The 13744-nt window shown below is 44.7% G+C and carries 11 protein-coding genes; 5 read left to right on the forward strand and 6 right to left on the reverse strand.

Annotated features, from left to right (window positions below):
- Positions 1-93: 93 nt before the first annotated feature.
- On the reverse strand, positions 94-888 hold the full coding sequence (locus H8K33_RS00475) for a LytR/AlgR family response regulator transcription factor (RefSeq protein ID WP_186889029.1): 795 nt from the start codon (positions 886-888) through the stop codon (positions 94-96).
- A gap of 2 nt (positions 889-890) precedes the next feature.
- The gene (locus tag H8K33_RS00480) at positions 891-2063 is read right to left on the reverse strand and encodes a sensor histidine kinase (protein WP_222613234.1); all 1173 of its coding nucleotides are present in this window, start codon (positions 2061-2063) and stop codon (positions 891-893) included.
- Positions 2064-2217: 154 nt separating this feature from the next.
- On the opposite strand from H8K33_RS00480, the gene H8K33_RS00485 reads away from it, so the two are divergent.
- The gene (locus H8K33_RS00485) at positions 2218-4407 is read left to right on the forward strand and encodes a TonB-dependent receptor plug domain-containing protein (protein ID WP_186889031.1); all 2190 of its coding nucleotides are present in this window, start codon (positions 2218-2220) and stop codon (positions 4405-4407) included.
- A gap of 197 nt (positions 4408-4604) precedes the next feature.
- On the opposite strand, the gene H8K33_RS00490 is transcribed toward H8K33_RS00485, so the two are convergent.
- Both H8K33_RS00490 and H8K33_RS00495 read right to left on the reverse strand, forming a co-directional pair.
- Positions 4605-4796, reverse strand: coding sequence for a helix-turn-helix transcriptional regulator (locus H8K33_RS00490; RefSeq protein WP_186889032.1), 192 nt, complete (start codon positions 4794-4796; stop codon positions 4605-4607).
- Positions 4796-5209, reverse strand: coding sequence for a hypothetical protein (locus tag H8K33_RS00495; RefSeq protein ID WP_186889033.1), 414 nt, complete (start codon positions 5207-5209; stop codon positions 4796-4798). Before H8K33_RS00495 ends, H8K33_RS00490 begins: the two co-directional genes overlap by 1 nt.
- Before the next feature lie 573 nt (positions 5210-5782).
- Here H8K33_RS00495 and H8K33_RS00500 point away from each other — a divergent pair.
- From H8K33_RS00500 to H8K33_RS00510, 3 genes are read left to right on the forward strand one after another with little or no spacing between them, the layout of a single operon-like run.
- A complete protein-coding gene (locus H8K33_RS00500) occupies positions 5783-6517 on the forward strand; it encodes a hypothetical protein (protein ID WP_222613235.1) in 735 nt (244 codons plus the stop codon).
- Positions 6507-7208, forward strand: coding sequence for a hypothetical protein (locus tag H8K33_RS00505; protein ID WP_186889034.1), 702 nt, complete (start codon positions 6507-6509; stop codon positions 7206-7208). Before H8K33_RS00500 ends, H8K33_RS00505 begins: the two co-directional genes overlap by 11 nt.
- Positions 7209-7220: 12 nt before the next feature.
- A complete protein-coding gene (locus tag H8K33_RS00510; RefSeq protein ID WP_186889035.1) occupies positions 7221-8783 on the forward strand; it encodes a peroxidase in 1563 nt (520 codons plus the stop codon).
- A 151-nt stretch (positions 8784-8934) separates the two neighbouring features.
- On the opposite strand, the gene H8K33_RS00515 is transcribed toward H8K33_RS00510, so the two are convergent.
- Complete coding sequence (locus H8K33_RS00515) at positions 8935-9279, reverse strand: hypothetical protein (RefSeq protein ID WP_186889036.1); 345 nt, start codon at positions 9277-9279, stop codon at positions 8935-8937.
- Between the two features lie 359 nt (positions 9280-9638).
- On the opposite strand from H8K33_RS00515, the gene H8K33_RS00520 reads away from it, so the two are divergent.
- The gene (locus tag H8K33_RS00520; protein WP_186889037.1) at positions 9639-11201 is read left to right on the forward strand and encodes a S10 family peptidase; all 1563 of its coding nucleotides are present in this window, start codon (positions 9639-9641) and stop codon (positions 11199-11201) included.
- A gap of 197 nt (positions 11202-11398) precedes the next feature.
- Here the strand turns inward: H8K33_RS00520 and H8K33_RS00525 are convergent, their stop codons facing one another.
- Positions 11399-13717, reverse strand: coding sequence for a DUF6600 domain-containing protein (locus H8K33_RS00525; RefSeq protein ID WP_186889038.1), 2319 nt, complete (start codon positions 13715-13717; stop codon positions 11399-11401).
- Between the last annotated feature and the right edge of the window lie 27 nt (positions 13718-13744).

A 13744-nucleotide genomic window follows, 5' to 3' on the forward strand; every position in this document is an offset into this window, starting at 1 on the left:
ACGCACTTTTCTTGATTGGATGAATTGATGCGTTCACTGATGTCATGGCAGTGTTTAAGTTCGGGTATTGATTCGCCAGCCCAGCAGTCGATTTCAGCTGAGAGAATGTTTCGCCAGAACTTCTTTCACTGCGGCGATGTAGCGTTCACTAATCAGGACCTGATCGCCGCAATGTAAGCGCATTTTATAGTTATTGTCGGCAGTGGCATAAATGCTGGCGATCTGATCTTTACGTACGATCGTGCTGCGATGTATGCGTAAAAAAATACTAGGATCTAAATGTTGTTCTAAACGCGCCATTGAGGCCCGATAGAGAATTTGCCGAGTGCTGGTATGGAGCTGCATGTAATTGCCTTGTGCCTCTATCCATAGCACCTTGGCGAGCGAAACGGTTTCGATTTTGCCGATAGAACGTACACTAACTTGTTGCCAGTATTCCGGCGTCGCAGCCTGCTTATTATTTTCATCTTCAACGTAGCGCTGCAAAGCTTTTCCATAGTTGGCTTGCTGCTGCAAGGCCAGCATACTTTCGGCACGTTCTAAGGCCTGTGAGAGACGCGTGTCATTGAGCGGCTTTAAGAGATAATCGAGCGCATGCAATTCAAATGCTTCAATCGCGTGTTCATTAAATGCGGTCACAAAAATAATCAGAGGCGGCTGGCTTTGCTTAGCTAATTCTTGAGCGAACTGCAAGCCGGTTTCACGCGGCATTTGTATGTCTAAAAAAATCACATCCACGTCTTGAGTAGCTAGTGCAAGACGTGCGTTGACCACGCTCGAAGCTTCTGCGGTGATTAACCAATTGCTGTGCTCTTCAATCGCATAGTGTAAATTTTTACGACCTAACTCTTCGTCATCGACAATCAAGGCGCGTATGGTTTGATTCATGGTCAGGTATCTGCTCGATGCAGAGGTGTCGTGATGACGACACTAAATTCGTCGGGACACTCACTGATGTGCACACTGGCTTTGCCCTTATACATCATCTCTAAACGTAAATGTGTTTGCGATAGACCTAAGCCGAGTCCAGGATTTTTTACTGCATGGGCTTGCAAGCGATTGCGTATCTGTATCGTGACCTGATCTGCGTTCAGGCTCAATTGCATATGGATTTGACTGCGCTCTTCATGGCAATCGAGATCATGGCGTAAAGCATTTTCTATCAGCGGTTGAAGTAATAAGGGCAGGCAATCGCCATGCAAGATGGCAGGGGTGTCGCCTTCGATTATCACTTCCAGACGATCACCATAGCGCAATTGTTGAAGCGCCAGATAATCGCGTATGAAATCAAGTTCATCTTTAATGCTAACCCAGTCCTTATTACTGGCTGTGAGGGCGTAGCGCAATAGCTCACTTAATCTATGAATACCTGACAAAGCGACAGATTTTTCATTGCTTCTGACTAAAGCACTGATGGCGTTGAGTGCGTTGAAAATAAAGTGAGGCTCTAGTTGTTGACGTAGGCTTTGTAATTTTTGCTGCTCCAAGGCTAAATTCAGTTGCAGATTATCGGTTTGAATTTTGTTGATGGAATCTTGTCTATCTCGATTCTCATGCCAGATACGAACAAAAATAATTGCTGTGACGATTGCTGCGAAATACGCGAAGCAAAAAAACCATCCGGAGTTGCTGCTATTCAGTACGTAATCGAGAAAACTATTGTGTCGTTGTCGGATTGAATCAAATCTATTCCATTTCCCAAATAATAGAAACACTGCATGGAAGGGGTAAAAGAAGAGCGACAAACTAATGAATAAGCGCGCGATGCTCCTCGCATCGGCCACAAGAGCAGGATATTTTCCGAGTAGCGGGTAAAGCACGCAGCTTAATACAAAAAGTAAGAAATCACTTTCTACCCAATTCATCCACATGCTCGCAAAACGCAAGTCTTTTTCTAACTTAACAATGTCTAGATAATTACCCCAAGCACCAAACGTAAGGATGCCGCCCCAAAGAATGAGGTTAATGATGAATGAACGCAGCCATGGATTGGCAGGCAGTAATTTGGACAAATTAGCGAAGCTGAGTTTAGGTATAGGCATCTGCGTAGTATATCGCGGCACATCTTCAGCTTCAAAGATGCCTTGCGCATTTTGGTCACACGGTTTTCCTCAATTATCACACGGCGTTTTTATGCTTAGTGGGGCTTGTGCATAATGTATTGAACTTTTTCCATCTTTAGTTCCAGTTTAATTAGAGTGAGAGGCATTCGATACCATGAAAAATAAATCCCAGACAAAATTTGGTCACAGTGAAAAGCCTCCTAGAATGAAATTGGTTTGTGCTCTGTTAATCGGCTTTAGTACTCATAGTCAGGCGCAAAATCCAGTATCACTAATGCAGCCAACGCAGCAAGTAGAAGTAAAAGCTAAGTCAGAAACCGAAAACGCACGACGTGATGCCTCAGCAAAGACCATTGTGGCAAATGCAGAGTTGCAGCGCTTTGGGGATACGACCATTACCGATGCAATGAAACGAGTGCCTGGTGTGATTGTTAGCAACGGCCGCATTCAATTGCCAGGCATGGGTGGTCAGTACACACAGATTTTGTTGGATGGCGAACCATTACGCGGCGCTAATATTGATCATATTCCTATGCTGATGATAGATCGTGTAGAAATTTATCGCCTCGGTAGCGCCGAGTTCAGCAGTGCAGCAATCGCAGGCACGATCAATATTATTCTGAAAAAAATTCCACGCGACGCGCAGCAACAAGTCAAGCTTAGTCTTAGTGATGCTTTTGCGCCGGCGGCTAATCTTGAGTGGCGGGCATCAGATAAACGCGATAATTTATCTTATGCTTTGTCGATTGCGGCTGGACAGAATCGAAACATTTTTGGAGCACCCCGACTGTCGTCAGTAACCATGCGTGATTTGAATAATGACATTGTTAGCGAATACGATAGCCGCTTTGTCGGGACGGTGAAAAACAAAATGTTGAGTATAAATCCTGAATTTCAGTATAAGACAGCAGGTGGACTGAGTATCAGTTCAAATTCTGTCATTGCCTTCTCACGTGACCAAGTTGGTACAGATATGAATTATGAATTTTCTAGACAAGCAACTTTTCCAATTGCTTACGAAAGAGATCGCTTCTCTGATGCCTCTCAATCGGCAAATAGCAATCTCAAAATAGGTCATCGATTTTTGGAGGATGTACGTATTGATTTGACGCTAGGAGTTAGTGGCAATTATTCAAAAATTTCCTCGCATGAGCTTCACTTTACGCCAACTGCTGCAGTCGATTTAGAGCGCACGATGAACCGCATCCGACGTCGTGGCGGTTTCAATAGTACGCTTAAACTAAGTACGCCAGGATTTAAAAATCACGACATTGTGGGTGGTTGGAATGGGAGCAGTCAAGTTGATAGTGACCAGCGTTTGAGTGTGGATAGAAAGGTGAACAACAGTGGTATTTCCACCATCACTCTAGATGATCAGACTACGCATTCGGTGGTGTCGCGCTGGGCTTTTTTTATGCAAGATGACTGGCGTTTTCAAAAAACTTCCACCGCATCAATGGGCTTACGTTGGGAAACTGTGCGGGTGGAAACGGAGGGCAATCAGCTGTTTGCTGTGAAAAACGTCGCCAATGTCTGGAGCCCTATCGTACAAACGCTATGGCAATTGAATCCTGAAAATACAGATCGTCTGCGCCTTGGTGTCTCGCGTAGCTACCGAGCACCGAGTAATTTCCAGTTAGTTAACCCTCGATTTAAGCGCGTTAATAATTCCATAGAAAATCCTGGCTACCTTGCTAACCCCAATCTCAGGCCCGAATTGGCGTGGTCGATGGAAGCAGCGTATGAGCATAATGGTAGTGATAAATGGAATTACAATCTGCGCTCGGTTGTTCGCAAGATCGACGATTTACACCGACAAGATCTTAGTAAAATTGGCGATGACTGGTGGCGACAGTTTGTGAATGCCGGCGAAGCGCTTAGTAAAACTGTGAGTATGGATACACAGTTCCCTTTGAAGCGATTTATGGCAACGGCACCAGAACTGAATCTGAGTTTTTCTGTATCTAAAAGCTGGACTACCATGTCTAATTTGCCTAAACCAGACAATCGTCTCACACCGATTTCCTTGACAGTGAATTCAAATGTTGATTACACCGCGAAAGATTTTCCGTTGAGCCTCGGTGCAAGTCTACGCTATCGGGATGGCAATCCTTTACTGGTGAATTTGAGTCAACGTGAATTACATCAAGCACAAACCCAGCTCGATATGTATGGCCTGTGGAAATTTGATAAAAAGACGCAACTTCGTCTCAGTATCGACAATATGTTGAAGCGTGCTTATGCCAGTGGGTTTGAGTTTTATGAGCGCGAATTTATCACCACCAGAATCGATACACAGAGGCCGTATCAATTAGTGAGATTGAATTTTGAACATAGTTTTTGATGAGTAATGAACTAACAAAACAAATACTTAAAACGCTTATTTGGGATGGTATGAAGTCCAGGTCTGTTTGCAGTGCTGGCAGTTCATGTCAATGGGTTCCTGCCTTCGCAGGAACGACAGGTATGGTAAGTTGTGTCGCAACAATCGTAAGTGCAGAGTTTGTTCATGCATGACTCTGCACTGCTTAATTAATACATTCAATCCTCAAAAAATATTTTCTCAATCGGTTTTCCAAATAATTTACTGATGGTAAACGCGAGCGGCAAGCTGGGATCATAGCGACCAGTCTCGATGGCGTTAACGGTCTGGCGTGAGACTTCCAGATGGTCGGCTAAGGTGGCCTGACTCCATTCTTTTTCTGTGCGTAATTCTTTGACGATGTTTTTCATTATTCACGCTCCAGAACATATTTACGCAAAAGTGTGATCAGTCCCCAGCTTCCCATGAAAATGACATAGATCACGAAGCCGCTGAGTTTGGGATAGTCCATGCCCTCTAAAAAGCCATAGCTAAAACTAAAAAAAGCAGTAATCCCTCCAGCGAGTGCGATCACCTCGAGTAACCATACCCGCATGTATTCATCCATACGTTGAAAATGGCGAATGATCGCCCAGAATGCGCCGAGTGCTGGGATCGTCGGTGTTAACACGATCAGTGTACGTAGCAAACTATTTTCCATTGGCTTCGCAATGTAAATGGAACCGAACAGTACGACCATGTATATCACTATGCTGATCCCTAGTTCGTTGCCGTATTTCTTTGCGTTGACTTTGTCTTTCTTTGAATATTCATTATTGAACATAACATTCCTTTATTTTGTGAAAAATAATATGTAAAGCTAGCTTGACATCAATTGACATAAAAAAAGCAAGGCAATTTGTGCCGTGCTATTCCCTGTCTATCGTGTTTGCTTTACATGTTCAAAAACGCTTTGCTATGTAAAGCATGGATCACATAGTAAACGATTTAAAAATTATGTCAAGCATGCTTTACATAAATAGGGGGAATCGGTGCGGGAACATTATTTGTTCGACTCGTCATCTAAGTGAAATTCAGCTTGTCTCAGCTTCGAGTAAAGATGGCATTCAATTTGCTTAATTCTATTTACTTTTCTTTGACTTACGCAGAAATACGACGAAATCAAGAAATAAGTTTTGTATGGATTGACTTTGCTAAATTGAAATTGCACACTTTTATATTATTAATAAGTAAAAATAGTATGGTTGATGTGTTGTAGGACTTACGCAAAACAGACGCTGGCGTTGTTGTGTTCGCCTAGCCAGCGCAATTTTGCGTAAGTCCTATGTTGATGATGGGATTCGTCAGTAGTAAAACAACTCGTTAAACGAGGATCTTTAATTGAATAGGGGAAAGCATGTCAAATATCGCGGGCAAAGCTTATGCCATGAATGTGATTACACCAATTCGTTGGTACACAGTCTGGCTGAATAAACTCATTTTCTGGATCGCTTTAAAAAAGCCATCAACCTTGAAAGGTTTGATTACCTTGTCCTTGATTCACTATGCACGTTGGGTCATCGTCGGTAAGAATCAATTTCCGCATCTTGATCCCAAACAGCCGAAGGAAGAATTGAATTATTCCTACATGCTGTTTTTTAGTAATTTTAATGGCAGTTGGGATCAGTATGTGGATTCGTTCACCTTTGCAATTCCAGGTGGTTTGGATTTGTTTTGGAAGTGGAATATCCGCTATCCAAAGTCTGTGCCTTTGACGCCATTTCATAACTATATTCGCTACAACCAGATTGAAACGATTCATTACTACAATGCTTATCCATTAGCGGCATCGAATGACATTAAAAGTGCAAAGGCAGTGAAAGACGCTTTGATTGCATTTCAAAAGCAGCCCTTGGATAGTAGTGATGAGGAATTCATGAAGCGCTATAACGCCTTGTTACGTGGCTTACAGCACGATTTAGGTGAGATGCATCCGACGCCGATTATCAGTATGTCGGCTTACCAAGTGCAGCGTCGTCAGCGTTGGCACGATGGTCGCTTAAAACAAGAAGTTGCAGAGCAAGCGATGTTGGATCGTGGTGCGGAACTCACGAATGTGCAGAATATCAAGGGAGAACAACATGGCCGGTAATGTCAGCGGTAAAGCCTATGCTTTGACCATTTTATCTCCTATAAAAAATGCTTATACCAAAGAAGAAATCGCCTTTGCGGATGTGATTCGCGATCATTTGCAGCATTGGAATTTTGAGCAAAACAGTCCTATGTCGAAGGTGCCACAAACTTATCTGTGTCGTTTCTTCGTTTTAGATGATGTCTACACAGAGTCGTTACCAACTGGTGGCGCACTCGATACTTTCAGTGATTTTTTGCCCGCAGTGCCTGATTCTTTACGCCGCAATACGGTACCTAAAGAAGATCATTTAAAGAATCGTTACCTGGTTTTTTCTTGCAATTTTCATGGCGGGGAAAACGCTGATCTCGATGGCTATCTGCGCGGCATGTGGCATGCGATTAGCGATCGAGTCAAAGAGATCTGGCAGTACTGCTATGGCTTTGAATCGGTACGTGATGCGGAATCATTTATTACTTACATGAAGAAATGTCAGTTACCAGCGTCGCTGTTTTTTAATGGTTCGAATGATGAATCTTTAGAAGAACAATTGAAAGCACTTTATCTAAAGCAGGAATTTGCAAAATTTACGATTGAGAATCAGGGTTTAGACGCCTCTGCGATCAAAGTTAATTTGCAAGCTTTCATGCAGCGCGTAGCTCCGACCAATCTCGCCGCGCCGACTTGGTCCGCCGGTAAATACAGACTATAAATAGGTGATGCTGTGACTAAACAATTAGACCTGACTGATATTCAAGGTAATGTTATTCGTGCATATGGACGTTTTGGCTATCCTGTTGCGCGCTATGTTTTTTTAAATATTCGCGATTCTGAACTTGGTCGCGCCTTTGTCGCAGCAGTGACTAAGCGTGTTACCACCTCGGTGGAGTGGGGAGACGGAGAAGGGCAGATCAAACAACCCAATTGGACAGTCAATATCGCATTTGCTTATCAAGGCTTGAAAGAACTTGATTTGCCACGTTCTTCTTTAATTGGCTTTTCGGGTGAATTTGTCGCTGGTATGAAAGATAGGCGCGATATCTTGGGCGACGATGGCGCAAGCTCTCCCGAGAATTGGGATCCGATTTGGGTAGGAAATCGTGAGACTCGTGAACGAGATGTGCATATTTTCATTTCATTAAACGCCAGACTTACGGCATTACTCGAAGAAAGTTATCAGTGGCTAGTATCGGTAGTTGCGCAACATCAAGGCGGCGTGGTGATTTTGGGTGGGCATCGTGCTGATGATGGTCAGTTACTCGATTATCAGGATGTCCAAGTGGTGATGGAAGATGGTAAGCCAACTTCGAAAGAGCATTTCGGCTATACCGATGGGATCGGCGATCCGGTGTTTGAAGGAACACCCAATTACGATTTAAATGTGCATGGTCGTGGCAAACAAATGGCCGATGGTAGTTGGGAACCCTTGGCGACTGGTGAATTTTTGTTAGGGCATATAGACGAGGCTCATGAATATCCGCCAGCACCGCAACCTGTGCTTTTGTCGCGCAATGGTACTTACATGGTGTATCGAAAATTGCATGAAAATGTCGCGACTTTTGATGCCTATCTCGATGAGCATGGTAAGAAATACCCCGGTGGTAAAGAATTATTAGCTGCAAAATTTGTTGGTCGTTGGCGCGATAATGGCGCTCCCTTGGTCAAGGCACCTGATGCGGAAAGCAAAGCCAAATTTGATATGGCTTTATTAGGTGCAGATCAACGTGGCAAAGATAAATTGCTGAGTGACTTTACTTACGATGAAGATATGAGTGGCGGTAAATGCCCGTTCAGCGCACATATCCGTCGTATTAATCCACGCGCATCGCTAGAGATGGTGAAGGGAGAAAATCCGGGCAGTATGATTTTAAATAAAGAGGCTTTTGATACGCCGGGTGCATTAACCAATCGTCGACGGCTTTTACGTCGTGGTCTACCTTATGGTCAAGCGAAAGACCGTTCGCGTGATGATGGCAACCATGGTATTGTCATTATGATGCTCAATGCCGATATCGCACGTCAGTTCGAGTTTGTGCAGCAACAATGGATTAATTACGGAAATGATTTTCAAGCTGGTAGTGATAAGGAAATCTTACTAGGCAATCACAGTGCTGATGAAAAATTCCCAAGCAAAGCGGTGTTGCAAGTTGATCCCGATAGCGATCAAGCGCCGTATTTCTTGAGTAAAATTCCACGTCTAGTTGAAACGCGCGGTGGTGAGTATTTTTTTGTGCCGAGTATGACGGCGTTGCGGATGATTGCGATGGGTGTTATTGATCCTACATAATGACGCGACTTTGATTCGAGTCGCGATGTGCTTTCGTTGTAAATAAATAAGCGCGAAAAGTGTAGAACTTTTCGCGCTTGCACATTGACTTCGTTGTTGGTGTAGTTGTTCGTTTAGGTGCTTATTTGTGCTTATTTAAATTGAAGCGAACTTACTCAAACTCTTCAGCCAAATTTTTCCAACCTTTTGTTTTCGCAAATTGGCAGAATTCTTCTGGTGCCTCTAAAACAATCATCTTGCGTTCTTGTAAGCTAGGATCGGTTGCTTCAAAGTCTGGACCCGAATAGCCAACTTTGCGCAACTGGTTCAGAATTTGCTGTACCAGTGTTGTATCACGATAGGTGCCGGCTTCCATCGGAGCCGCAAAATCCACAAACACGTCTATGATGCCGTAGCCTTCATCATAAATTCGAATTCCTTTGATCGTATGCTCTGTGCCCTTGGAATCAGTGGCTTTAAAACTGCCGCAGATGTCGATATCTGTGTTGTCGCTCATGATGAAATTCCTATCAATTTAATTAGACGCAATGCTATGCAATTTAGGCTTAGCGGTAATGATTATGCATGTTGGTTGATCGAGATTATACCGATATCGCTGACTTGTTTTGTCAACTCAGGAAGAAGAAAATCTCTTAGGGAACTTTTTCTGCTGACGGCCTTCCAATGTGCGGCTCTTTTGGATCGCAGAAGAGTTACAGAACATCAGTTAAAGAGCAGTAAATAAGCAGTAAATGAGCCGTATGCGAGCTACCGGTAAGGTGAGTGTTGGCTAGCGTTGCAAAAAGTGATTGTGCTCTGCCTATTCTTTTAGGTTCGCATATCGATCAATAACAAAGATAATGGAATACCGAGACTATGAAAACTACAAAATTCTTACTAGCTAGCATGGCTTTTTGCGTCGCGAATGCTTATGCGCAAGATGGCAATAATGCGGCTAGTCAAACGAATGCTTCCGCAGCCGCAGTTTCTGCAGATAAACCAAGAGCTGCTTCTGCGGTGAATGAACGTTTATTGCCAGCTGAATCAGCGGTGCATTCGACAGGTCAGGTAAATATTAAAGGGAAAGTGGTTCCCTACAAGGCAACCGCTGGTACTCAGCCTGTATGGGATAAAGATGGCAAAGTCATTGCATCTTTGTTTTATACCTATTATCAACGTAGCGATGTAACGAACAAGGATAAGCGCCCGTTGGTGATTTCTTTCAATGGTGGCCCAGGTTCTGCGTCAGTGTGGATGCATGTTGCCTACACTGGACCAAAGATGTTGAACATCGATGATGAAGGCTATCCAGTGCAGCCTTATGGTGTGCGTGACAATCCGCATTCGATTCTTGATGTTGCCGATATTGTCTATATTGACCCGGTCAATACCGGTTTTTCACGTATCCTTGATCCAAAGGCAGATCGTGCTCAATTCTTTGGTGTGAATGCTGATATCGCTTACTTGGCCGAGTGGCTCAATACTTTTGTGTCGCGCACAAGTCGTTGGAACTCGCCAAAGTATTTGATTGGTGAAAGCTATGGTACAACGCGTGTTTCTGGTTTGGCGAAAGAGCTGCAAAACAACCATTGGATGTATTTGAATGGTGTGATTCTGGTGTCGCCAACTGGCTTGGGAATTAAGCGCGATGGCCCGGTAAAAGATGCCTTGAACTTGCCTTATTACACCGCAACCGCTTGGCATCACAAGATGTTACCAGCCGATCTGCAAAAGCGTGACTTGAATGAAGTGCTGGCAGAATCCGAAAACTTTACGTTAAATGAATTTATTCCTGCCTTATCGAAAGGTGGATTTATCGATCCTGTACAAAGACAGCATATCGCTGCAAAAGTAGCGCGTTATGCTGGTGTGTCGGAAACCGCCATCATGCAGCACAATTTGGCGATGCCGCCTGCCTATTTTTGGAAAGAGTTGTTACGTACGAGCGGACAAACAGTTGGTCGTTTGGATTCTCGCTACCTAGGGATTGATCGTATCGAAGCTGGCAGTGGACCAGATTACAATGCCGAGTTGACTTCATGGCTGCATTCATTTACTCCGGCAATCAATCATTATTTGCGTGACGTCTTAAAGTATAAGACAGACGTCAAGTACAACATGTTTGGACCAGTGCGCCCTTGGGATAATAGTAATGACAATACGGGGGAAGATTTGCGTTTGGCGATGGCGGAAAATCCTTACATGCGTTTATTGGTGCAGTCTGGCTACTATGATGGCGCAACGAACTACTTCGATGCGAAGTACACGATGTGGCAGGTTGATCCTAGCGGTAAGATGAAAGACCGTATGGAATTTAAAGGCTACCGCAGTGGTCACATGATGTATTTGCGTTCGGAGGATTTGGTGACATCGAATGAACATATTCGTGAATTCATTAAGAAGGCGACACCAGCGGCTGGACAAGCCGCAAAGTATTGAGCCAAGCTGTGGTCCGTTTTGAGTACAGCGGTGCAAATGTGATTTGAGAAAATGCAAATTGAATTGAAGTAGCATCGCACTCTTAGTTTGTCATAGTGCTCTTCTGCGGTCAACAGTAAGTAGTACACAGTACACAATATATAAAAATAGGGAGTTCTGATTATGGTCAGAACTCCCTAATTTTTTAGCGGATTAACTTATTGTTCATGCACTTCGCGTTTAGATTCTTTTTTATTGTCTGAACTCTTCTCACGTTCCGGACGTTCAACCCGCATCACTGGTGCCGTTTCGCGTCTTGGTTCTGCCATTCTTACTTCCTGTCTTGGCTGCGGCATTTCGCGTGGCATTGCTGCCTGAGGACGTTCTTGGATTCGTTCTTGTATGCGTTCAGGAGCGCGTTCAGGAGCGCGTTCCACACGACGTTCAAAGCGTTCAGCATTGCGTTCATTGTTGATGTTGACAGGTCGATTGACTGTCATTTCTGCATTGGCATTAGGAACCGGGTTGACGTTCTGATTTGCATTATTGCGATACTCACGAATCGGATCTTGACGCTGAGTGGAGATTGAGGCTCGCGTTGCTTCGCGATTACTGTCTTCCCATCGATCACGTTGTTGCGAACTGGTCGGGTCCATACGATCAATCCGTATCCTTTGACTTTGACGTTCGGCTGACATCTCTTCTACTGTTCGTATGCCAGAATTAGATGAAGCTTGTGGCTGAGTAGCAATTGAAGTATTTTGCACAGGCGCAGTCACCGTTTGATTAAAACCACGCGACTCGATCTGCGCAGGGCGTTCAAAGCGTTGTGCATTCGCACTGCTACGGTCAGGCGTATTTAAGTTACGTGATTGTGGCATGGTATTGGGAATTGCCAAGCCATTCTCTGAACGCAGCTCAGTCCTGTTTGACCGTTCAAATCTGTCGTTACGTGCTGGGCGTTCATCCGAGCGATTGTCATCGTAGCGATTGATTTTTCCCGCATCATTGATTTTGATCGGTTCACCACGGTTTGAGCCAGTAATCACCGGGCGGCTGCGGAACTGATCGTTTTCTTGCCAGTTACGTGGACGTGCATCGCCAAAACGATTATTTTTGTCCGGAGTGAGATCCGGACCATCCAAATTCACCCGCATGTTTTTGGTATCCGAAGGACGAAGCGCAGACGATGCAGGGAATACGTGATCGCCGCGCACAAAGGTTTGCGTTGGTACTGACGTCACTGCATTGTGGACGTGCTGATTGCGATAACGATCATTACGATACGAGTCGTTATCACGTGATTGGCGATTGATGACCGTTGTATGATTGACGATGACAGTTTGGTTCATATGTTGAATATAGCGCGAACTGCGGGTGTAATGTGGACGATAAACTTCGCCAGGCCCGAGTGGGAACCATGAGACGGATGGTCCGTGGCTATGTCGAGAGCTTAAATTGATGCCAGCGTTTAAACCGCCGCTACCGATGCCTACCCATGCGACCAATGCTGGTGCATAGACAGCGCGGTGATGTCGTTCATAACGACCCGGCACCCAACCCCAACGCTTGCCAACATAAGCCCAACGTCCATAGTGATAGGGCGCAAAACCCCACGGTGAACGATCTACCCAAGTCCAACCCCAAGGTGCAACCCACACCCATTTACCATCGCGGTAAGGTGCCCAGCCAACTGAAATACCACGTGGATACCAAATTGCACCATATTCGAGGTGAGTATCCCAATTGCCATATTCATCTAACTGTTGGTAGCCCACCATATCGCGCGGCACGTAACGCGCAGAAATAGAATTGTCCTCAGCACGATCACGATCAGCAGCCCATTGATCGAAGGTGTCGAATGGCGGCACCCGAACAATTTGTGTGTGATTTAAATTGGTACCAGAGAAGCGCGTTTGTTCGCCCTCACGCAGCGTAATGACATCGCGATCACCTTGTGCCACGCCGACGCCACGACGAACCATCACGGTGCTGGTATTGTCCTCATTGATATTGATGCGGTATTCACCTGGTTCTTGAATTGAAAAACTCAGATTAGGCGTGTTGACCTCAAAGTTTTCCCGTTCCTGCAAAGCGCGTACGCGTAGCACTAAACTACCTTGTGACAACTGAATTTGTGTGTTTTCATCGTTCAAGGTGATGAAGCTAATACGTGTGCGCTCATTTAAGCGCAAAGCATTGGCACCAACTTGTAACTCAGCACGACCACCGTCGGGTACCGAAACACTGTCACCAGTTGAAATTGGGCGATTCGCTAATAAAGGCACCCACTGATTACTACCAGCATCTGCAAAACTGATATTGCCGTAGGAATAGCCAACTCGCGCAATCCGACTTGGTGGTTCGTAATTTTGGTCATCCGGTGCATTTTGTAAATTGCTTGGCGGATTGGCTGGCGGATTGGCTTGTGGTGGGGGAAGATTATTTTGCGCATGTGCCTGACCAATGAACAGGCAGGAGCTGATAGCGATAGCAGTGAGGCTTGCGATTTTCTTGGGATGTTGCAGTATATTCATGATGTTTCTTTCGCACATTTGAATAGT

Origin of the sequence: Affinundibacterium amnicola, from assembly GCF_014284275.1 — a bacterium.
Classification (GTDB): domain Bacteria; phylum Pseudomonadota; class Gammaproteobacteria; order Burkholderiales; family Burkholderiaceae_D; genus Undibacterium; species Undibacterium amnicola.

What these genes read in the sequence shown, in the direction of transcription:
- H8K33_RS00475 (WP_186889029.1), bottom strand. Translation starts at nt 888, where the DNA reads ATGAATCAAACCATACGCGCCTTGATTGTCGATGACGAAGAGTTAGGT.
- H8K33_RS00485 (WP_186889031.1), top strand. Translation starts at nt 2,218, where the DNA reads ATGAAAAATAAATCCCAGACAAAATTTGGTCACAGTGAAAAGCCTCCT.
- H8K33_RS00490 (WP_186889032.1), bottom strand. Translation starts at nt 4,796, where the DNA reads ATGAAAAACATCGTCAAAGAATTACGCACAGAAAAAGAATGGAGTCAG.
- H8K33_RS00495 (WP_186889033.1), bottom strand. Translation starts at nt 5,209, where the DNA reads ATGTTCAATAATGAATATTCAAAGAAAGACAAAGTCAACGCAAAGAAA.
- H8K33_RS00500 (WP_222613235.1), top strand. Translation starts at nt 5,783, where the DNA reads ATGTCAAATATCGCGGGCAAAGCTTATGCCATGAATGTGATTACACCA.
- H8K33_RS00505 (WP_186889034.1), top strand. Translation starts at nt 6,507, where the DNA reads ATGGCCGGTAATGTCAGCGGTAAAGCCTATGCTTTGACCATTTTATCT.
- H8K33_RS00515 (WP_186889036.1), bottom strand. Translation starts at nt 9,279, where the DNA reads ATGAGCGACAACACAGATATCGACATCTGCGGCAGTTTTAAAGCCACT.
- H8K33_RS00520 (WP_186889037.1), top strand. Translation starts at nt 9,639, where the DNA reads ATGAAAACTACAAAATTCTTACTAGCTAGCATGGCTTTTTGCGTCGCG.
- H8K33_RS00525 (WP_186889038.1), bottom strand. Translation starts at nt 13,717, where the DNA reads ATGAATATACTGCAACATCCCAAGAAAATCGCAAGCCTCACTGCTATC.